The sequence below is a fragment of the Aquabacterium sp. genome, assembly GCF_036273115.1.
Taxonomy (GTDB): domain Bacteria; phylum Pseudomonadota; class Gammaproteobacteria; order Burkholderiales; family Burkholderiaceae_C; genus Aquabacterium.
The window spans coordinates 17,011-38,020 of record NZ_DASUIN010000018.1 but is presented as its reverse complement, the minus strand read 5'-3'; the positions used below and the strand labels follow the sequence as shown (position 1 = coordinate 38,020).

Annotated in this window: 19 protein-coding genes; 15 read left to right on the top strand and 4 right to left on the bottom strand. The window is 60.0% G+C overall.

The features are described from left to right. The first annotated feature begins 85 nt into the window (after positions 1-85). From carA to VFW72_RS06945, 4 genes are all read left to right on the top strand, one after another. Positions 86-1,264: a glutamine-hydrolyzing carbamoyl-phosphate synthase small subunit gene (gene carA, locus VFW72_RS06960; protein ID WP_329673559.1), complete on the top strand. Its 1,179-nt coding sequence runs from the start codon at positions 86-88 to the stop codon at positions 1,262-1,264. After that, the gene (gene carB, locus VFW72_RS06955; RefSeq protein ID WP_329673558.1) at positions 1,257-4,532 is read left to right on the top strand and encodes a carbamoyl-phosphate synthase large subunit; all 3,276 of its coding nucleotides are present in this window, start codon (positions 1,257-1,259) and stop codon (positions 4,530-4,532) included. Before carA ends, carB begins: the two co-directional genes overlap by 8 nt. 144 nt (positions 4,533-4,676) lie before the next feature. After that, positions 4,677-5,153, top strand: coding sequence for a transcription elongation factor GreA (greA, locus tag VFW72_RS06950; RefSeq protein ID WP_329673557.1), 477 nt, complete (start codon positions 4,677-4,679; stop codon positions 5,151-5,153). Positions 5,154-5,158: 5 nt separating this feature from the next. Next, positions 5,159-5,620, top strand: coding sequence for a DUF4149 domain-containing protein (locus VFW72_RS06945; RefSeq protein ID WP_329673556.1), 462 nt, complete (start codon positions 5,159-5,161; stop codon positions 5,618-5,620). Between the two features lie 74 nt (positions 5,621-5,694). On the opposite strand, the gene VFW72_RS06940 is transcribed toward VFW72_RS06945, so the two are convergent. After that, complete coding sequence (locus VFW72_RS06940; RefSeq protein ID WP_329673555.1) at positions 5,695-6,162, bottom strand: YhbY family RNA-binding protein; 468 nt, start codon at positions 6,160-6,162, stop codon at positions 5,695-5,697. Between the two features lie 18 nt (positions 6,163-6,180). Here VFW72_RS06940 and VFW72_RS06935 point away from each other — a divergent pair, with 18 nt between their 5' ends. From VFW72_RS06935 to glmM, 4 genes are all read left to right on the top strand, one after another. Continuing rightward, the gene (locus VFW72_RS06935) at positions 6,181-6,855 is read left to right on the top strand and encodes an RlmE family RNA methyltransferase (RefSeq protein WP_329673554.1); all 675 of its coding nucleotides are present in this window, start codon (positions 6,181-6,183) and stop codon (positions 6,853-6,855) included. Positions 6,856-7,027: 172 nt separating this feature from the next. After that, positions 7,028-8,929, top strand: a complete 1,902-nt coding sequence (ftsH, locus tag VFW72_RS06930) for an ATP-dependent zinc metalloprotease FtsH (protein ID WP_329673553.1) — start codon at positions 7,028-7,030, stop codon at positions 8,927-8,929. A gap of 87 nt (positions 8,930-9,016) precedes the next feature. Then, the gene (folP, locus tag VFW72_RS06925; RefSeq protein ID WP_329673552.1) at positions 9,017-9,862 is read left to right on the top strand and encodes a dihydropteroate synthase; all 846 of its coding nucleotides are present in this window, start codon (positions 9,017-9,019) and stop codon (positions 9,860-9,862) included. Between the two features lie 51 nt (positions 9,863-9,913). Continuing rightward, positions 9,914-11,248, top strand: a complete 1,335-nt coding sequence (gene glmM / locus VFW72_RS06920) for a phosphoglucosamine mutase (RefSeq protein ID WP_329673551.1) — start codon at positions 9,914-9,916, stop codon at positions 11,246-11,248. 73 nt (positions 11,249-11,321) lie between these two features. Here glmM and VFW72_RS06915 read toward each other — a convergent pair whose 3' ends face one another. Then, positions 11,322-11,834, bottom strand: coding sequence for a fasciclin domain-containing protein (locus VFW72_RS06915; RefSeq protein ID WP_329673550.1), 513 nt, complete (start codon positions 11,832-11,834; stop codon positions 11,322-11,324). 235 nt (positions 11,835-12,069) lie between these two features. Between VFW72_RS06915 and pstS the strand changes: the two genes are divergently transcribed. The 7 genes from pstS to phoR all read left to right on the top strand — a co-directional run bounded on the left by pstS (position 12,070) and on the right by phoR (position 18,741). Then, entirely contained in the window at positions 12,070-13,104 is a 1,035-nt protein-coding gene (pstS, locus tag VFW72_RS06910; protein ID WP_329673549.1) for a phosphate ABC transporter substrate-binding protein PstS, read from the top strand. A gap of 171 nt (positions 13,105-13,275) precedes the next feature. After that, positions 13,276-14,235 (top strand): phosphate ABC transporter permease PstC, encoded by a 960-nt coding sequence (pstC, locus tag VFW72_RS06905; protein ID WP_329673560.1) that lies wholly within the window; start codon positions 13,276-13,278, stop codon positions 14,233-14,235. Next, on the top strand, positions 14,232-15,086 hold the full coding sequence (pstA, locus tag VFW72_RS06900; RefSeq protein WP_329673548.1) for a phosphate ABC transporter permease PstA: 855 nt from the start codon (positions 14,232-14,234) through the stop codon (positions 15,084-15,086). Before pstC ends, pstA begins: the two co-directional genes overlap by 4 nt. Before the next feature lie 40 nt (positions 15,087-15,126). Continuing rightward, positions 15,127-15,912 carry a phosphate ABC transporter ATP-binding protein PstB gene (gene pstB / locus VFW72_RS06895; RefSeq protein ID WP_329673547.1) on the top strand — a complete coding sequence of 262 codons (786 nt, stop codon included), beginning with the start codon at positions 15,127-15,129 and terminating at the stop codon, positions 15,910-15,912. Between the two features lie 61 nt (positions 15,913-15,973). Further along, on the top strand, positions 15,974-16,681 hold the full coding sequence (gene phoU, locus VFW72_RS06890) for a phosphate signaling complex protein PhoU (protein WP_329673546.1): 708 nt from the start codon (positions 15,974-15,976) through the stop codon (positions 16,679-16,681). Between the two features lie 18 nt (positions 16,682-16,699). Then, complete coding sequence (gene phoB, locus VFW72_RS06885; protein ID WP_329673545.1) at positions 16,700-17,398, top strand: phosphate regulon transcriptional regulator PhoB; 699 nt, start codon at positions 16,700-16,702, stop codon at positions 17,396-17,398. A 14-nt stretch (positions 17,399-17,412) separates the two neighbouring features. Next, entirely contained in the window at positions 17,413-18,741 is a 1,329-nt protein-coding gene (phoR, locus tag VFW72_RS06880) for a phosphate regulon sensor histidine kinase PhoR (protein ID WP_329673544.1), read from the top strand. Positions 18,742-18,798: 57 nt separating this feature from the next. On the opposite strand, the gene VFW72_RS06875 is transcribed toward phoR, so the two are convergent. Together VFW72_RS06875 and VFW72_RS06870 are read right to left on the bottom strand one after the other, a co-directional pair. Beyond that, positions 18,799-20,523 (bottom strand): hypothetical protein, encoded by a 1,725-nt coding sequence (locus VFW72_RS06875; RefSeq protein WP_329673543.1) that lies wholly within the window; start codon positions 20,521-20,523, stop codon positions 18,799-18,801. Positions 20,524-20,648: 125 nt separating this feature from the next. After that, positions 20,649-20,906, bottom strand: a complete 258-nt coding sequence (locus tag VFW72_RS06870) for a type B 50S ribosomal protein L31 (protein WP_035034285.1) — start codon at positions 20,904-20,906, stop codon at positions 20,649-20,651. Between the last annotated feature and the right edge of the window lie 104 nt (positions 20,907-21,010).

Sequence of the window (21,010 nt, the reverse complement as noted above, 5' to 3'; positions counted from 1 at the left end):
TGTCCCGGCCATGTGCCGTTGCACGCAGGCTGTGACCAAGGCGCAAAGGTGAGCCAGGCGCGCACAACAAACGGAGAACGAACCCGTGCTGCCCGTCCTGCCCCAAGCTCTTCTGGCCCTCGCAGACGGCACGGTCTTTCCAGGCACTTCGATCGGCGCTGCCGGTCACACAGTCGGAGAAGTGGTGTTCAACACCTCGCTCACCGGCTACCAGGAAATCCTCACCGACCCCAGTTATTGCCAACAGATCGTCACACTGACGTATCCGCACATCGGCAACTACGGTGTCAACGGTGAAGACGTCGAAGCCTCGAAAGTCCATGCCGCTGGTCTGATCATCAAGGATCTGCCCATCCGCACTTCCAACTTCCGCCAGACCCAGACTCTGTCGCAGTACCTGCAAGCCGAGGGCACCGTCGGTATCGCCAACATCGATACCCGCAAGCTGACCCGCCTGCTGCGCACCAAGGGTGCCCAGAACGGTGCGATCGTCGCCCTGCCGGTCGGTCAGGCTGTGACCGATGCCGTGATCGCCGATGCCGTCGCCAAGGCCAAGGCTGCGCCCAGCATGGCCGGCCAGGATCTGGCCCAGGTCGTGACCCGCGCTGAAGCCGGTCAGTGGGATGAAACCGAATGGAAGCTGGCCAACGCTGAACTGGGTGGCAAGCCCGGTTTCGGCAAGCAGACCGCCCCTCGCTTCCACGTGGTGGCCTATGACTTCGGCGTCAAGCGCAACATCCTGCGCATGCTGGCCGAGCGCGGCTGCAAGGTCACCGTGGTGCCCGCCAAGACGCCCGCTGCTGAAGTGCTGAAGTACAAGCCTGATGGCATCTTCCTGTCCAATGGCCCTGGGGATCCTGAGCCCTGCGATTACGCCATCGCTGCTGCCAAGGAACTGATCGAAACCGGCATCCCGACCTTCGGCATCTGCCTGGGTCACCAGATCATGGCCCTGGCCTCTGGCGCCAGGACCTTCAAGATGAAGTTCGGCCACCACGGCGGCAACCACCCCGTGAAGGACCTGGACACCGGTCGCGTCAGCATCACCAGTCAGAACCACGGTTTCGCCGTGGATGAGAAGACGCTGCCCGCCAACCTGCGCGCTACGCACATCTCGCTGTTTGACGGCACGCTGCAAGGCCTGGCCCGTACCGACAAGCCCGCTTTCTGCTTCCAGGGTCACCCTGAAGCTTCGCCCGGACCGCATGACATCAGCTACCTGTTCGATCGTTTCACTGCGCTGATGGAGAAGAACAATGCCTAAGCGCACAGACATCAAGAGCATCCTCATCATCGGCGCCGGCCCGATCATCATCGGTCAGGCCTGCGAATTCGACTACTCCGGCGCACAGGCTTGCAAGGCCCTGCGTGAAGAGGGTTACAAGGTCATCCTGGTCAACAGCAACCCTGCGACCATCATGACGGACCCGAACACGGCCGACGTCACCTACATCGAGCCCATCACCTGGCAGGTGGTCGAGCGCATCATCGCCAAGGAGCGTCCTGACGCGATCCTGCCGACCATGGGCGGCCAGACCGCGCTGAACTGCGCCCTGGATCTGCACAAGCACGGCGTGCTGGACAAGTACAAGGTCGAGATGATCGGTGCCAACGAGCACGCGATCGAAAAGGCCGAAGACCGCCTGAAGTTCAAGGACGCGATGACCTCCATCGGTCTGGGCTCGGCCAAGTCCGGCATCGCCCACTCGCTGGAAGAGGCCTGGGCGGTGCAAAAGCGCATCCAGGCCGAAATCGGTGGCTCCGGCTTCCCCATGGTGATCCGCCCCAGCTTCACGCTGGGTGGCACCGGTGGCGGCATTGCCTACAACCCCGAAGAGTTCGAAGAGATCTGCAAGCGTGGCATCGACCTGTCGCCCACCAATGAGTTGCTGATCGAAGAGTCGCTCATCGGCTGGAAAGAGTACGAGATGGAGGTGGTTCGCGACAAGGCGGACAACTGCATCATCGTGTGCTCGATCGAAAACCTGGATCCCATGGGCATCCACACGGGTGACTCCATCACCGTGGCCCCGGCTCAGACCCTGACCGACCGCGAATACCAGCTGCTGCGCAATGCCTCGATCGCCATCCTGCGCGAAATCGGCGTGGAGACCGGCGGCTCCAACGTGCAGTTCTCGATCAACCCCGTTGACGGCCGCATGGTCGTGATCGAGATGAACCCGCGCGTGTCGCGTTCGTCGGCGCTGGCCTCCAAGGCCACCGGCTTCCCGATCGCCAAGATCGCGGCCAAGCTGTCGGTCGGCTACACGCTCGACGAGTTGAAGAACGACATCACCGGTGGCGCAACCCCCGCCTCGTTCGAGCCTTCGATCGATTACGTGGTCACCAAGATCCCGCGTTTCGCCTTCGAGAAGTTCCCCGCTGCCGACAGCCGCCTGACCACGCAGATGAAGTCCGTGGGCGAAGTGATGGCCATGGGCCGCACCTTCCAGGAGTCCTTCCAGAAGGCCCTGCGCGGCCTGGAAACCGGCATCGATGGCCTGACCGAGATCAGCAACGATCGCGAAGAGATCCTGCAGGAAATCGGCGAGCCTGGCCCCGAGCGCATTCGCTTCCTGGGTGACGCTTTCCGCATCGGCCTGAGCTTGGACGAGATCTTCGAAGAAACGAAGATCGATCCCTGGTTCCTCGCCCAGATCGAAGACATCGTCAAGACCGAAGCCGACGTCCGGGCGCGCAAGCTGGAAACGCTGAGCGCTGCCGAGATGCGTTACCTGAAGCAAAAGGGCTTCTCGGACCGCCGCCTGGCCAAGCTGATGGGCACCAACCAGCATGACGTGCGTCGTGCGCGTCACGCCCTGAACGTGCGCCCGGTCTACAAGCGCGTGGACACCTGCGCCGCCGAGTTCTCGACGCAAACTGCCTACATGTACTCGTGCTACGAGACGCTGGGCGGCGAGTGCGAAGCCGATCCGACGGACAAGAAGAAGATCATGGTGTTGGGCGGTGGCCCGAACCGCATTGGTCAAGGTATCGAGTTCGACTACTGCTGCGTGCACGCCGCTTTGGCCATGCGCGAAGACGGTTACGAAACCATCATGGTCAACTGCAACCCAGAGACCGTTTCGACCGACTACGACACCTCTGATCGTCTGTACTTCGAGCCCGTCACCCTGGAAGACGTGCTGGAAATCGTTGACAAGGAAAAGCCTGTTGGCGTGATCGTTCAGTACGGTGGTCAGACCCCTCTGAAGTTGGCGCTGGACCTGGAAGCCAATGGCGTGCCTATCATCGGCACCACCCCAGACAGCATCGACATCGCGGAAGACCGCGAGCGCTTCCAAGCTCTGCTGCACAAGCTGGGCCTGAAGCAGCCGCCTAACCGCACCGCTCGCACCGAAGACGAAGCCATCAAGCTGGCCAACGAAATTGGCTACCCATTGGTGGTGCGTCCTTCCTACGTGTTGGGTGGCCGCGCGATGGAAATCGTGCACGGCGACAAGGACCTCGAGCGCTACATGCGCGAAGCCGTCCGTGTCTCCGAGAAGTCGCCTGTGCTGCTGGACCGCTTCCTGAACGACGCGGTTGAAGTCGACGTGGACTGCATTGCTGATGGCACCGACACCATGATCGGCGGCATCATGGAGCACATCGAACAGGCTGGCGTTCACTCTGGTGACTCGGCTTGCTCGCTGCCTCCTTACACCCTGAGCGCTGAGCTGCAAGACGAGCTGCGTCGTCAGACCGCTGTCATGGCCAAGGCCCTGAACGTGGTCGGTTTGATGAACGTTCAGTTCGCCATCCAAGGCGATGTGACCAAGGGCTTGAACGACGCCACTGTGTACGTGCTGGAAGTGAACCCACGTGCCTCGCGTACCGTGCCTTACGTGTCCAAGGCCACCGGTCAGCCTCTGGCCAAGATTGCCGCACGTTGCATGGCCGGCCAGAAGCTGAAGGACCAGAAGTCCCCCGATGGCAAGGCCCCTCGCGAAGTGGTGCCTCCTTACTTCACCGTCAAGGAAGCCGTCTTCCCGTTCAACAAGTTCCCAGGCGTGGACCCCGTCCTCGGCCCAGAAATGCGTTCGACCGGCGAAGTGATGGGCGTGGGCGACACCTTCGGCGAAGCCATGCTGAAGTCGCAGCTGGGCGCTGGTTCGCGTCTGCCCACCAAGGGCACCGTGTGCATCTCCGTCAAGGATGGTGACAAGGCACGTGCCGTGGCCGTCGCCAAGGACCTGATCGCCCTGGGCTTCAATGTGGTGGCCACCAAGGGCACCGCAGCAGCCATCGCCGCCGCTGGTGTGCCTGTGAAGCCCGTGAACAAGGTGAAGGACGGCCGTCCGCACATCTCTGACGCCATCAAGGCTGGCGAGATTCAACTGGTGTTCACCACCGTGGACGAAACCCGCACCGCGATTGCTGACTCGCGCAGCATCCGTCAGGCCGCTTTGGCCAACCGTGTGACCTACTACACGACCATGGCAGGCTGCGAAGCCGCTGTTGAAGCGTTGAAGCACCAGGACGACCTGGTGGTGTATTCGCTGCAAGAGTTGCACGCCAAACTGCACTAAACTGTGCGTTTGTTCGGGCGGTCAGCCGCCCGATTCAAACATTCCACGTGGGCCGCGCCCGAATGTGATCCTTGGAAACTTCCCTGGATTTCATGGGCAGCGGCTCCGTTCATTTCAGACCCGTATTTTTTTGCGAGACACACCATGTCGACCATTCCAATCACCAAGCGCGGCGCAGAAAAGCTGAAGGAAGAACTGCACCGCTTGAAGCACGTTGAGCGTCCTGCCGTGGTGCAAGCCATCGCCGAGGCCCGTGCCCAAGGTGACCTGTCTGAAAACGCCGAATACGATGCCGCCAAGGACAAGCAAGGCTTCATCGAAGGTCGCATCAACGAAATCGAAGGCAAGCTGTCTGCAGCTCAAATCATCGACCCAGCAGCACTGGATGCTGGTGGCCGCGTGGTGTTTGGCGCCACCGTTGAAATGGAAATCGAAGCCACAGGCGATGTGGTGACCTACCAGATCGTGGGCGACGACGAAGCCGACCTGAAGCAAGGCCTGATCTCAATCAGCTCGCCCATTGCGCGCGCCTTGATCGGCAAGGAGGCAGGTGACGTGGCCGTGGTGCAGGCTCCTGGTGGTGCCCGCAGCTACGAAATCATCGAAGTTCGCTACATCTGAGCCCAGTGAAGCCGTCTCTCGCACGCGTTCAAATCTGGCTGGCCGGCCTGTGGGCTGGCTGCACCTTGGCCGTGGGCGCAGTGGCTGCCCCGTCGTTGTTTGCGGTGCTAAGCCGTGACATGGCGGGGCTGGGGGCCGGACGCATTTTTGCGGTCGAGGCTCGCATCAGCCTGTTCGTGGCCATTGCGCTGTTCGTGCTGGAGCGCCAGCGCGTTCGCAAACAGGAAGAGCAGGGCACGGGCAACGGCTCGGCCATGTCAGCCGAACTGGTGTTGGTACTGCTGGCCTTGTTCCTGACGGTGTTGGGCCAGTTCGCGCTGCAACCCGCCATGGAAGCCGCGAAAGCCGGGCAGCCCACGCGCTTGTCGTTTGGTGCCTTGCATGGCATTTCGGCCAGCCTGTTCTGGCTGAAGATCGTGGTGTTGCTGGCGCTGTCGTGGCGCCTGAACGGTCGCGCGTCTTCCTGACAGACATAAAAAACGCCGCTGATGCGGCGTGATGCATTTCGGTGCACCGGCTTTGGCAAGCCGGGCAGGTCGAATCAGGAAGGCTTCTTGCTGGTCACACGCTTTTTGGCGCGCTTGATCAGGCCACCCGCCGTGACACGTTGGTTCCCCATAACCTGAACTTTCTTGATTTCAGGGCGGCGAGTGCCACTCTTGGAAAACTTCAGAATCTTGACCTCGCGCGGGCCAGGCTTGCGGTTTTCCTTGGTTTCGGCATCGGCCTTTTCAGGAATGGGGCGCCACAGCACCAGCAATTTGCCAATGTGTTGAATCGGTGCGGCATTGAGTTGGTCGCACAATTGGACGTACATCGTTTCGCGGGCTTCGCGGTCGTCACCCAAAACGCGGATCTTGATCAGGCCGTGCGCCTTGAGGGCGGAATCGGCTTCCTTCAGAACCGCAGGGGTGAGGCCATCGCCGCCGATCATGACGACGGGGTCCAGGTGGTGCGCATCAGCCCGGTGGACTTTGCGCTCGGCAGTTGTTAGTTGAATCGCAGGCATCTGCGTATTATCCCAGCCATGAAAGTCAAAAGCAAAAGTAAAAAGATCAACAAGGCCTGGCTGAACGATCACATTCACGATCCGTACGTCAGATTGGCCCAGAAAGAGGGCTATCGCTCGCGGGCTGCCTACAAGATCAAGGAAATTGACGAGCAGTTGCAGCTGATCAAGCCCGGCCAGCTCGTGGTGGACCTGGGCGCCGCACCCGGCGCCTGGAGCCAGTACGTGCGTCGCAAATTCGCGCCGAAGGACGCTGGCACCGGTGGCGCGGCCGTGGGTGAGCTCAACGGCACCATCATTGCGCTCGACTTGCTGGATTTCGAACCCATTGAAGGCGTGCAATTCATTCAAGGCGATTTCCGCGAGGAATCGGTTTTGAATCAATTGACCGAATTAGTCGGCGATCGCCCGGTGGACGTGGTCATTTCCGATATGGCCCCCAATTTGAGTGGCATTGATGTTTCCGACAGTGCCCGTGTCGAACACCTGATCGAACTGGCCATCGATTTCGCCCAAAACCACATGAAGCCCGACGGCGCACTGGTGTGCAAGGTGTTCCACGGCAGCGGCTACAGCCAGCTGGTCGAGATGTTCCGCCAGGCTTTCCGCGTGGTGAAACCGATCAAACCCAAGGCCTCGCGAGACAAATCGGCAGAAACCTTTTTGGTGGGAATTGGCCTGAAAAACCGCTGACCGCGTGTTGTTTTGTTCCCAGAGGGGGAATGGGGCGGAAAACTCCGCCTAAACTCAGGATCGCGTTACACAGGTGGCCTCTTGATTCCCCTAGAATTGCCCATATGTACCGCGAAGACTGCACCTGGTAAGCGGCTGGATGTGGTTTTTCAGATTGGATGAAGGAGCCGCGGTGAACAATCAATGGTTCTCGAAAGTTGCTGTTTGGCTGGTGGTGGCACTTGTGCTGTTCACCGTGTTCAAGCAGTTCGATCGCGCCGCCACGGGCGCCACACAAATCGGGTATTCCGACTTCCTGGAAGAGGTGCGCGCCAAGCGCATCAAGGCGGTCACCCTGCAGGAAGGCGGTGGCGGCACCGAGATCCTGGCCACCACAACTGACGACAAGCGCATTCGCAGTACCGCCACCTATCTGGACCGCGGTCTGGTTGGCGATCTGATCAGCAATGGCGTCAAGTTCGATGTCAAGCCTCGCGAAGAGCAGTCCCTGATCGTGGGCTTGCTGATGTCTTGGGGCCCCATGCTGCTGCTGATCGGCGTGTGGATCTATTTCATGCGCCAGATGCAAGGCGGCGGCAAGGGCGGAGCATTCAGCTTCGGTAAGAGCCGTGCCCGCATGCTGGACGACACCAACAACAACGTGACCTTTGCCGATGTGGCTGGTTGCGACGAAGCCAAGGAAGAAGTCAAGGAATTGGTTGACTTCCTGCGCGACCCTCAGAAGTTCCAGAAACTGGGCGGCCGCATTCCTCGCGGCGTGCTGATGGTTGGTCCCCCTGGCACGGGTAAGACCTTGCTGGCCAAGTCGATTGCCGGCGAAGCCAAGGTTCCGTTCTTCACCATCTCGGGTTCTGACTTCGTTGAAATGTTCGTGGGTGTGGGTGCTGCCCGCGTTCGCGACATGTTCGAGCAAGCCAAGAAGAATGCGCCTTGCATCATCTTCGTCGACGAAATCGACGCGGTGGGTCGCCACCGTGGCGCTGGTTTGGGCGGCGGTAACGACGAGCGCGAACAAACCCTCAACCAGATGCTGGTGGAGATGGACGGCTTCGAGACCAATCTGGGCGTGATCGTGATTGCCGCGACCAACCGTCCTGACATCCTCGACCCCGCTTTGCTGCGTCCTGGTCGTTTCGACCGCCAGGTGTACGTGACCCTGCCTGATGTGCGTGGTCGTGAGCAGATCCTGAACGTGCACATTCGCAAGGTGCCCGTGGGTCAAGACGTTCGTGCCGACATCCTCGCCCGTGGCACCCCTGGTTTCTCGGGTGCTGATCTGGCCAACCTGGTCAACGAAGCTGCGTTGTTTGCCGCGCGCCGCAACGGCCGCGTGGTGGAAATGCAGGACTTCGAGAAGGCCAAGGACAAGATCATGATGGGCCCCGAGCGCAAGTCCATGGTCATGCCCGAGGAAGAGCGCAAGAACACGGCGTATCACGAAGCAGGTCACGCCCTGGTGGCTCGCTTGCTGCCCAAGACCGATCCGGTCCACAAGGTCACCATCATTCCGCGCGGTCGTGCGCTGGGTGTGACCATGCAGTTGCCTGAAGGCGACCGCTACAGCATGGACAAGGACCGCATGCTCAACACCATTTCGGTGCTGTTCGGTGGCCGTATTGCTGAAGAAGTGTTCATGAACCAGATGACCACCGGCGCCAGCAACGACTTCGAACGTGCCACAGCCATCGCCCGCGACATGGTCACCCGCTACGGCATGACCGACGAGCTTGGCCCGATGGTCTATGCCGACAACGAAGGTGAAGTGTTCCTGGGTCGCTCCATCACCAAGACGACCAACATGTCTGAAGAGACGATGCAGAAGGTGGACCACGAAATCCGCCGCATCATCGACGAGCAGTACGCGCAAGCCCGCAAGCTGATCGAAGACAATCAGGACAAGATGCACGCCATGGCCAAGGCCCTGCTGGAATGGGAAACCATCGACGCGGAGCAGATCGAAGACATCATGTCTGGCCGTGAACCGCGTCCGCCTAAAGACTGGTCGCCTTCGTCGCGCCCCAACGGTGGCAACAAGCCTCCGATGAACACCGACGGCGCACCGGCTGCAGCCTGATTTTGCTGAACCGCATCACCAACGGGGCTTTCGAGCCCCGTTTTCTATTGCCTAAACCACTTGCCCATCGAAGGGCCTAGCGATTCCATGAGCACCCCCATCTGGCAGGCTGGCCGCTTCCAGCTGAACCTGTCTCAGCCCCTGGTGATGGGCATTGTGAACGTCACCCCCGACTCGTTTTCTGACGGTGGGCAGCACCAGACTACCTCGGCAGCCTTGGCCCACTGCGAAGCCTTGCTGAAAGACGGCGCAGACATCCTCGACATTGGCGGCGAGTCGAGTCGCCCGGGGGCTCCGGCCTTGAGCGCAGAGGAGGAATGGACACGCATTGGTGGGCTCGTGCGAGAGGCGGTTCAATTGCAGGTGCCTATTTCGATCGACACCTACAAGACCGAAACCATGGCGCGTGCGCTGGATGCAGGTGCCGACATCATCAACGACATCCGTGCGCTGGGTGCCGCCGGAGCCATGGAGTTGGTGGCGGCACACCCCAACTGCGGCGTGTGCCTGATGCACATGCAAGGCAAGCCGGAAGACATGCAGCAAGCGCCGCGCTATGTAGACGCCGTGTCCGAAGTACGCCAATTCCTGTCTGAAAGAGCCCAGACGCTGCTCAATAAGGGGGTTGCGCGAGAGCGAATCACCTTGGATCCGGGATATGGTTTTGGCAAGACCCCGCAACATAATCTCGATCTGTGGTGCCGCCAGGCCGAATTGCTGGATCTGGGATTTCCGCTGCTGATTGGCTGGTCGCGCAAATCCACCCTGGGGGTGATCACGGGTAAGCCCGTTGAGCAACGACTGGCTGCCAGCCTGGCTGCGGCGCTGGCCTCCATTCAAAGGGGGGGCCGGATCATTCGCGTTCACGATGTGGCGGAAACAGTTGACGCCATCAAGGTCTGGCACGCTGCCGGATTATTGGAATCGACATGATTCGGGCGCAGAATAGTTATTTGCCTCAACCAAACTGACAAAACAAACACGATGGCTGCACGACAGTATTTCGGGACGGATGGCATTCGCGGCACCGTAGGGCAGGCTCCCATTACGCCTGACTTCGTTCTTCGGCTCGGGCACGCCGTAGGGCAGGTGCTCAAGCGCACTGAACAGCGCCCCACGGTTCTGATTGGCAAAGACACCCGTATTTCCGGCTACATGCTCGAGTCGGCGCTGGAAGCCGGTTTTGCTTCGGCCGGGGTCGATGTCTTGATGACCGGGCCGCTACCCACCCCAGGGGTGGCCTACCTGACTCGGGCGCTGCGTCAGAGCCTGGGCGTGGTGATCAGTGCCTCGCACAATCCGTTTGCCGACAACGGCATCAAGTTCTTCTCGGCGCAGGGTGAAAAGTTGCCCGATGACTGGGAAATCGCGGTAGAAGCGGCCTTGAACGATGCGCCTCAGTGGGTAGACTCTGCCAGCCTGGGGCGCGTACGCCGTGTGGAAGACGCGCGAGGCCGCTACATTGAGTTCTGCAAGGCCACGTTTCCAAATCACCTGTCACTCAAGGGCCTGAAGCTGGTGGTGGATGCCGCCCATGGTGCTGCTTACCAGGTCGCGCCCAATGTGTTCCACGAATTGGGCGCCGAGGTCATTTCGATTGGCTGTGCGCCCAATGGGGTCAACATCAATGATGGCGTGGGGGCCACTCACCCAGAGGCCCTGGTGAAAGCCGTGGCCGAGCACAAAGCGCACTATGGCATTGCTCTGGACGGTGACGCCGACCGCCTGCAGATCGTGTGCGCTGACGGACGTTTGCTCAATGGCGATGAACTGCTGTACATCATGGTGGCAGACCGCCTGGAGCAAGGGCAGTCCGTGCCAGGCGCGGTAGGCACCTTGATGACCAATATGGCCGTGGAGCTGGCATTGAAGGGCCGAGGCATTGACTTTGTGCGCGCCAAGGTGGGCGACCGCTATGTGCTGGAAGAACTCAGCAACCGCGGCTGGCAGCTGGGCGGGGAGGGCTCTGGCCACTTGTTGGCCCTGGATCGCCACACCACGGGTGACGGCATTGTCAGCGCGTTGCAGGTACTGCAAGCCGTGGTCCGCACGGGCCGCAGCTTGCCTGAATGGCTGGATGGCGTGTCGCTGTTCCCTCAGCGCCTGATCAACGTGCGCTTGCAAGCGGGGCAAGACTGGAAGAGCAGCCAGGCGCTGGCCTCGGAGCAAGAGCGGGTGGGTCGATTGCTGGAGGGCCGCGGCCGTGTCCTGATTCGCCCATCGGGCACCGAGCCCTTGCTGCGGGTGATGGTCGAGGCGCGCGAACAGGCATTGGCCGACGAGTGCGCGCAAGCCCTGGCTGATGCGGTCGTGCGCTGACTCCGCACCAGATTGCTCAACGACAAAGCGGACCCGAAGGTCCGCTTTTTTCATGGGCCCGCGCGGTTTTGAATTACTTCTTGGGCGCAGGGGGCGTCAATACGCGGTCAATCTTGTGAATCACACCGTTGCTGGTGCTCACGTCGGCCTGGGTCACCATGGCGTCGTCAATGGTGATGAATTCACCGGCCTTGGACACGTTCAGCTTGCCGCCACCGACGGTGTTCAGCGTGGTGTTTTCCGTGATGGCGGCAGACTGTACCTTGCCAGCCACAATGTGATACGACAAAAGCGCTTTCAGTTGAGCCGGGTCTTTGGCCAACTTGTCCAGGGTCGCGGGGGGCAGGGCCTGGAACGCTTCGTTGGTTGGCGCGAAAACGGTGACGGGCGAGCTGCCGTTCAGAACGTCGCCCAACTCAGCTTGCTGCACCAGTTTGTAGAAAGTCGACAAATCGGCGTTTTGTGCGGCAGACGCAGCGGTGGCTGCGGCATCTTGCTTGAGGCCAGCGCACCCGGTCATGGCTGCGGCAGCCAGAGCCAGGAACAGGGCGGCACAGGCGCGAGCAGTCGTGTTGCGTTTCGTCATAATGGAAGTCTCCGTGAGGTAAAACGCCTGTCATCTGAGGCGAACCTGGGCACGATAAGACTGTCATGTGACAGATGGGTGACGCAAAAATGACCGCCTTGTCACAAATGAATGAGCTGTTCAGTAGATCCATTTATGACAACGCCGCTGGAATCTGTCATGTTGCCGTCACAATGCGCACCTAAAGTCCGTCGTACTGAAATTTGACTGTCACATGACATCGAAAGGCGAAGACATGACTTTGAAACTGATCCGCTCCACTGCCGCGATTGCTTTGGCTCTGATGAGCGCAAGCGTGTTTGCTGAAGACGTCACCGGTGCTGGCGCCAGCTTCCCCGCTCCCGTGTACGCCAAGTGGGCCTCGCTGTTCAACACGGCCACCGGTACCCGCATCAATTACCAATCGGTGGGCTCTGGCGCCGGCATCAAGCAGATCAAGGCCAAGACGGTTGATTTCGGTGCCTCTGACATGCCCCTGAAAGACGATGAACTGGCCAAGGATGGCCTGATGCAGTTCCCCACCGTGATCGGTGGCGTGGTGCCTGTGGTGAACATCAAGGGTGTGCAGCCTGGCCAGTTGAAGTTGACCGGCGAAGTGCTGGGCAACATCTACCTGGGCAACATCAAGAAGTGGAATGACCCCGCCATCGTGGCTCTGAACCCTGGCGTGTCCCTGCCTGATTCGGCCATCGCCCCCGTTCGCCGCGCCGATGCTTCCGGTACCAGCTTCATCTTCACCAACTACCTGAGCAAGGTCAACGCCGAGTGGAAGACCAAGGTGGGTGAGGGCACTTCGGTGAACTGGCCCACCGGCGCAGGCGGCAAGGGTAACGAAGGTGTCTCGGCTTTCGTGCAACGTCTGCCCAATTCGATTGGCTATGTGGAATACGCCTACGCCAAGCAAAACAAGATGTCTCACGTCACGCTGCGCAATGCCGACGGCAACTACGTTCAGCCTGATGACGAAGCGTTCAAGGCTGCCGCAGCTGGCGCCGAATGGAACAAGTCGTTCTACCAGATCCTGACCAATCAGGCTGGCAAGAATGCCTGGCCCATCAGCGGTGCGACTTTCATCCTGATGCACAAGCGCCAGGACAAGCCAGCACAAGCTGCAGCCACCCTGAAGTTCTTTGACTGGGCTTACACCTCGGGTGACAAGAGCGCTGCTGATCTGGAATACGTGCCACTGCCGGCCAACGTAAAGGATCTGGTCCGTAAGCAATGGGCTGGTCTGACCGACGCCGCTGGCAAAACCGTGAGCTACAAGTAATCAGCTCACCCTCAGCCGAAAGCTTCCTGGCCAGGAGGCTTTCGGTTTTGTCTTGTATTTCTGACAGTAGTAACGCTTCTTGCTCGACGGAGCCTGCCCATGACAGCCATCTTGCCAGCCGATATGGACGATTCGGCCCCTCCTGCCCGACAACAACAGAAGCGACAACCCATGACCAATCCTCCCGTTCGACGCGTCAATGCTCCCTGGGCTGATGCGGTGTTTGCATTGCTGGCTCGCGGTGCAGCCATTCTGACTTTGTCGATTCTGGCCGGCATCATCATTTCGCTGGTCATTGGCGCCTGGCCTGCCATTCACGAATATGGCCTGAGCTTTTTGTGGCGTGCCGATTGGGACCCCGTGCAAGAGCAGTACGGCGGCCTGGTGATGATCTACGGCACGCTGATGACCTCGTTCATTGCCTTGCTGATCGCAGTGCCCGTGAGTTTCGGCATTGCCATGTTCCTGACTGAGCTGTCGCCAGCCTGGCTGAAGCGCCCTCTGGGCATTGCGGTGGAGTTGCTGGCGGCGGTGCCGTCGATTGTTTACGGCATGTGGGGCCTGCTGGTGTTTGGTCCCATCTTGTCGACTTACGTTCAGCAGCCTCTGCAAACCTTGACGGAAGGCGTGCCTTATCTGGGCGCGTTTTTCTCCGGCCCACCTGTGGGCATCGGTATTTTGTCGGCCGGCATCATTCTGGCCATCATGATCATTCCGTTCATTGCCTCGGTGATGCGCGATGTGTTTGAAGTCACTCCTCCGCTGCTGAAGGAGTCGGCTTACGGTCTGGGTTCGACCACCTGGGAAGTGGTGTCGAAGGTGGTGTTGCCTTACACCAAGACGGGTGTGGTCGGCGGCATCATGCTGGGTTTGGGGCGTGCTCTGGGTGAAACCATGGCAGTCACCTTCGTCATCGGCAACATGAACCAGTTGAATTCGCTGTCGGTGTTCGAGGCTGCCAACAGCATCACCTCGGCGCTGGCCAACGAGTTCGCTGAAGCAGGCGAGGGTCTGCATCAGGCTTCGCTGATCTACCTGGGCCTGATTCTGTTCTTCATCACCTTTGTGGTGCTGGCATTTTCCAAACTGCTGTTGGCCAAGCTGAAGAAGGCTGAAGGAGCCCGCGCATGACATCGACCAGTTCTTATCGCATTGCCAAGCACAACCGCCGCAAGCGCATCAACGCGCTGGCGCTGACCTTGTCGCTGGCTGCCATGGCTTTTGGCCTGGTCTGGCTGGTGTGGATTCTGGTTGAGACTGTTCGCCTGGGCATGGACGGGCTGACACTGGCCACGTTCACACAGATGACGCCCGCGCCACAAGAGGATGGGGGCCTGGCCAACGCCATCATGGGCTCGTTGATGATGGTGGGGCTGGCAACCTTGATCGGAACGCCTGTAGGCGTGATGGCTGGCGTGTATCTGGCTGAATACGGTCAAAGCGGCTGGTTGGGCAGTGTGACCCGATTCATCAACGACATTCTGCTGTCTGCACCATCCATCGTCATCGGCCTGTTTGTGTATTCCACGGTGGTGGCACGTAGCAAGACCTTCTCGGGTTGGGCAGGCGTTCTGGCCCTGGCTTTGATTGTGGTGCCGGTGGTCATTCGTACCACCGAAAACATGCTGGCCCTGGTTCCCAACGCTTTGCGTGAAGCCGCTTATGCACTGGGCACCCCCAAATGGCGAGTGATTCTCACCATCACGCTGAAGTCGGCTCGTGCAGGTGTGATCACCGGCGTGCTGCTGGCTGTGGCCCGTATTTCCGGTGAAACCGCTCCTCTGCTGTTCACGGCCTTGTCCAACCAGTTCTGGAATTCGGATCTGGGCGGCCCGATGGCCAGCCTGCCCGTGACCATCTTCAAGTTCGCCATGAGCCCCTACGAAAACTGGCAGAAGCTGGCCTGGGCCGGCGTGTTCCTGATCACGATCGGGGTGCTGGTGTTGAACGTGCTGGCTCGCACCCTGTTCCGTCAGCGCTGATCTGGCGCTGTAGCAAAAGAATATTTCTGGAGTTTCCTCAATGGATGCCAAGGTTCAAACCTCGACACAGCCGAAGTCCAAGCTGTCGGTTCGCAATCTGAATTTTTTCTACGGCAAGTTCCACGCTCTGAAGAACGTGAACATGGAGCTGCCCGAGAACAAGGTCACCGCCTTCATCGGTCCCTCTGGTTGCGGCAAGTCGACCCTGTTGCGCACATTCAACCGCATGTTCGAGCTGTATCCTGAGCAACGTGCAGAAGGCCAGATCTTGCTGGATGGCCAGGATATCTTGACCACCAAGGAAGACGTGTCTCTGATTCGTGCCAAGGTGGGCATGGTGTTTCAGAAGCCCACGCCGTTCCCGATGTCGATCTACGAGAACATTGCCTTCGGTGTGCGCCTGTTCGAAAACCTGTCGCGCGTCGAAATGGACGAACGCGTGGAATGGGCCTTGAAAAAGGCCGCTCTGTGGAACGAAGTGAAAGACAAGCTCAACCAGAGCGGTTCCGGTCTGTCGGGTGGTCAGCAGCAGCGTTTGTGCATTGCCCGCGGCATTGCGATCAAGCCCGAAGTGCTGCTGCTGGACGAACCTTGCTCGGCCCTGGACCCGATCTCGACCGGCAAGATCGAAGAGCTCATCCATGAACTCAAGGATGACTACACCGTGCTGATCGTGACCCACAACATGCAGCAGGCCGCCCGTTGTTCGGACTACACCGCTTACATGTACCTGGGCGAACTGATTGAATTCGGTCAGACCACCGACATCTTCATGAAGCCCAAGCGCACCGAAACGGAAGACTACATCACCGGCCGTTTCGGCTGATCGATAGTGAGTCTCAGTAGTATCGAAACAAGCACAAAACAATTCTGACGGAGTATCCGACATGACCGAGAAGCACTTGTCCAGCCAGTTTGACGTGGAACTCAGCGGGATCTCTACCCGCGTGCTGGAAATGGGTGGCCTGGTCGAATCGCAAGTGGCTCAAGCCATCTACGCGTTGACTCACTTCAGCGAGGAGACATCGGCATCGGTGCTCGAGCAGGAAGAGCGCGTGAACCAGATGGAAATGGCCATCGACGCTGACCTGTCGACCATCATTGCCCGTCGCCAGCCCACCGCGCGCGATCTGCGCCTGCTGATTGCCATTTCCAAGACCATCGGCAACCTCGAACGCGTCGGTGACGAGGCCGCTCGCATTGCACGCACGGTGCAACGCCTGATCAACACGGGTGTGTCGAGCCGACTGCGTCTGCCGGTGAGCGACGTGTCGTTCGAGGCCAATCTGGCTACCGCTTCGCTGCGTAAGGCGCTTGATGCCTTTGCCCGCCTCGACACCTTGACCGCTCTGGAAGTGATCAAGAGTGACAACGAAATCGACGCCGAGTTCGATGGCCTGATGCGCAAGCTGATCACCTACATGATGGAAGATCCACGCACCATTTCCGCGTCGATCGACCTCGTGTTCGTGGCCAAAGCCATTGAGCGTGTGGGTGACCACGCGAAAAACCTGGCCGAGCAGGTGATCTACATCGTCAAGGGTTTGGACGTTCGACACAACAGCCCTGAGGCTGTCGAGTCCATCATCAAATAAGAATATCGGGAGCAAGCCATGAGCCGTGTGTTGGTGGTGGAAGACGAAGTTGCGATTGCAGAGTTGATTTCTCTGAACTTGCGCCATTCCGGTTTCGAGGTGGTGGTGGCCAACTCGGCCGACCATGCCCAGACTGAAATCGATCGAGTCCTGCCCGATCTCGTGTTGCTGGACTGGATGCTGCCAGGTCAGTCGGGTTTGGCCCTGGCCAAGCGTTGGCGTGGCACCCCCCGCACGCGTGATTTGCCAATCATCATGCTGACTGCTCGTGCGGAAGAAGTGGACAAGGTGGCTGGCCTGGACGCCGGTGCAGACGACTACCTGACCAAACCGTTTTCAACGCATGAGTTGATGGCACGCGTGCGTGCAGTGCTGCGTCGCAAGGCCCCACAGGCTCTGGATTCGGCCGTGGAAATTGCCGAGCTGCGCCTGGACCCCTCCACTCGTCGAGTGTGCCGCGGCGAGCAAGAAGTCAAGATCGGGCCCACCGAGTTCAAGCTGCTGCACTTTTTCATGACCCATCCGGAGCGCGTGCATAGCCGTGCGCAGTTGCTGGATCGTGTCTGGGGCGACCACGTGTTCATTGAAGAGCGTACGGTGGACGTACACGTCAAGCGTCTGCGCGAGGCGCTGGCGCCTGTGCAACGCTCCCAGCTCATCGAAACCGTGCGTGGCGCTGGTTACCGACTGACTCAACAGGTCGCTAACGCCGCCTGAACCGGGCCCTCATCGTGGATACATCTGATTCGTGGCTGCTGTCGCGGGTTGGCTCACGCCTGCTCGTCGCTGGCGCAGGCGGAGCCCTGGGCTGGTGGGTTGGAGGGCACTTCGGGCATCCCGCCTCAATGAGCCTGGCATGCGGTGCCGCCGCGGTGGTGGCGCAATCGCTGTTTGATACTTTGAAAGCACACCAGTTGCTCGACTGGTTGCGCACACCCGAGGCCATGCCGCCCAATTTGCCGGGCATGTGGGGCGAGTTGGCCCACCGGGTGCATCGGGTCATCCGCCTTCGCGATGATCGCATTCAGCTGGAGCGCGCCCGCCTGGGGCAGTTCCTTTCAGCGATTGAAGCCTCGCCAGTAGGGGTGTTGTTGCTGGATGCTGGTGACCACATCACCTGGATCAGTCCGTCTGGGGCTGACCATTTCGGGTTGGACCCACAGCGTGACTTGCAGCAGCGGGTCACGAACCTGATTCGACAACCCACCTTCGTTCAATACCTGCAAACGGGCGATTTCCGCGAGCCCGTGAAATGCCTGACCCCAAGAGGCCAGGGATATCTGCTGGTTCAGGTGCGGGTGTATGGCGAGGGCCTGAAACTGGTCTTGTCTCAAGACATTACCGAGCGGGAGCGGGCAGAAAACATGCGCCGAGATTTCGTGGCCAACGTGTCGCACGAGATCAGAACGCCGCTGACCGTGCTCAACGGATTCATTGAAACCTTGGGCTCTTTGCCTTTGACCGAGGTGGAGCGCAAGCGGGTGATCGGCTTGATGGCACAGCAGGCCGATCGCATGCAAGGCCTGGTATCTGATTTGCTGACTCTGGCGCAGATCGAAGGCAGTCCGCGCCCCGCGTCAGACCGTTGGTTGAAGGTCGCTGACCTGATGAAGCGTGTCGAGACCGACGGTCTGGCCTTGTCGCGTGAACGTCACCCGATGACGTTCACGATTGATGGCAAGGGCAAGTCGATGGAGATCGCGGGCGTGGAAGGCGAGTGGCTCAGCGCAATGGGCAACCTGGTGTCCAACGCTGTTCGCTACACCCCAGAGGGCTGCAAGATCGATGTGAAATGGGTGTGCTTGCCTGAGGGCGGCGCGGAGTTTTCCGTCACGGACGGAGGCATCGGCATCCCAGCGGAGCACATTCCCCGCTTGACCGAACGCTTCTACCGAGTGGATGGCAGCAGGTCACGAGACACCGGCGGCACGGGCTTGGGCCTGTCGATCGTCAAGCATGTGGTCCAGCGCCATGGTGGCGAGTTGCGCGTGAGCAGCGAACCCGGCAAGGGCTCGACCTTCACCTTGACCGTGCCCTCTGTACGCGTACGGCTGATTTGAGATCAATGACCCAGGCCATGAGGCGCGCAACCGCTTGCGTGCTTCTTGGCTGTCAGGTCAATGTGATTCGCCGCCTCTGCGCCGATAGATGGCAACCGATTCTGAATTCCGCGTACGCTGGTTGAGTTGGGCCACTTTGGTCCAACCAATCATTTCCGGCCCCGGCTGGTGCGCGGACATGCGCAGCACAATGATGTTGCAGGCGCGCCCGGTGTTGAGCAAGGTGCTGGAGGCGTTGAAGCCCAGTGGGCGGCCATCGACCTGATAACCACCGAAGTATTCGAGCCCAGTGAGTAGCCCCACGGATGCCCCCGGAGCATGGATGCATTCGCTGGCAGGCACCACAGCTTGAACCCGAGACAGCAGCAAGCGGTAGCTACGAGCCTGGTCGAGCACGGGCAACCACAAGGTCAGGAAAAGCAACCAGCACAGCGCTACACCACCGGCGGGCAGTACCAGGCTTTTCCACAGTGCATGACTGTGACGCGCCGTGCGCCAGCGAACCAGAGCCAACCAGGCCACGGTGCCCGCGATGCCCAACACCAGTGCCAAGGTGGAGTACTGAACTTGATACCCTGGCACCAGCTTGGCCACGTTTGCAGCGGTCTTGGCGGGCATGCCGGTATGCATGGCCACATAAATCAGCCAGATGGCGGCAGCGCAGATGGTGAAGAAAAAGACCGAGAACCAGTCGAGCGCCGCGCCCAAGCCTCGCTGAAGAATAGGCAAGGCAAATGCCGCGAGAACGGCCAAGGCAGGCAAGGCCTGGAGCAAGGCACGGTCGTTGGCGCCCATGACCACCGCAGCGGCAAAACCCACCACCGCGGACAGCAGCGGCACGGCAATATGGCGGCGCATGGTCTGACGGCGCCAATGCCACACTGTCAGCGCAGCCAGGGGCAGGGTGGGCCATGTGAACCAGATGACAAGGCCCACCATGTCCTTCAACACGAAATGTGAACCCACGCGCCATGACCAACCGGGCAGATCCAATTGGGTCAACGCGGTAGCCAGGATCAGGGACAGCGCCCAGGCTCCGAGCACCCAGACCAGATGCTGGCGCATCTCGGCGTGGCGGGAACGGCCGCAGATGACCAAGCCCGTCAAGCCCAGCAGCAAGGCGACGGTGGGGCTGCCGCTTGCCGCCATGATGGGCAGACTGGCCAAAGTAGCGATACGCGCCGGCCAAGGGCGAGTCTGGGCAGCCGCAAGGCTGTAAAGGAAAAGGGTGCTGCCGGTCAGTTGCAGCAGTTCAGGGGTTGTTTCATGGCCCAGTTGGAGCAAGCCCAATGAGGCAATCAGGGCCAGCAGGGCGCCGTCTGCCACCGCACGTGCATAGTCAATGGGCGCGGCTTCGCCGCCAAATGCCAATGGCAATGGCTGGGCGGCATCGGTACGCGCCAAATGAAAGGTGGTGTACCAGGTCAGGGCCAGTACCGCGGTCAACAAAAGCGCAAACGGGATGCGAGCAGCCAGAGCCGGATCGAGCCAGCCGTTGAACAGCAAGATGGACGCACTTCCCAACCAGTAGGGCAACACGCCACCCGACGTGGGCAACACCCCGCCGACGTTGGGATGCAGCCAAGAAGCCTGGCCCAAGGCCACACTCCACATGTGCCCGAAGGAGGCAATGTCTTCGTTCTTCCACGGGTCACGCCCGAACAAGCCCGGCAGGATGTAAGCCGCGCAAAACAGAAGCAAGGCCCACCGAGGGAGTCGGCGTACCGCTTTCTGAGTGACCAGGGCGGGGGTCACGGTTGGGGCATGGTGCGATTGGCTCATCCTGAGAATTCAGTGAAACGTCTGGATGGAAGAAGATGGCACGATACAAGTAAAAAGGGCAGCCTGGGCTGCCCTTGTGCGTACCGACAACAGGGGAGACCGCAGCCTTCCCCCTTGAACGGATATTACTTGCGGAACTGCGCGAACTTGTTGCGGAACTTTTCCACGCGGCCGCCCAGCGAGTCCACCGACTTTTGGGTACCGGTGTAGAAAGCGTGCGATTCGGAAGAGGTTTCCAGCTTGAACAGGGGCAGTTCACGGCCGTCTTCCAGCTTGATGGTCTCCTTGGTGGGAGCGCAGGAACGGGTCACGAACTTGAAGCCGTTGGACTGGTCCAGGAACACGACTTCGCGATAGTTGGGGTGAATACCTTGCTTTGGCATATGAAAACCTCTTGCTGTTTGCATCATCGGGAGCCACTTGACACCGCGTCAAGCACTTTCCGACAGCCGGAAAAACGAACATTCTAGCACGAAACTGAAAAGAA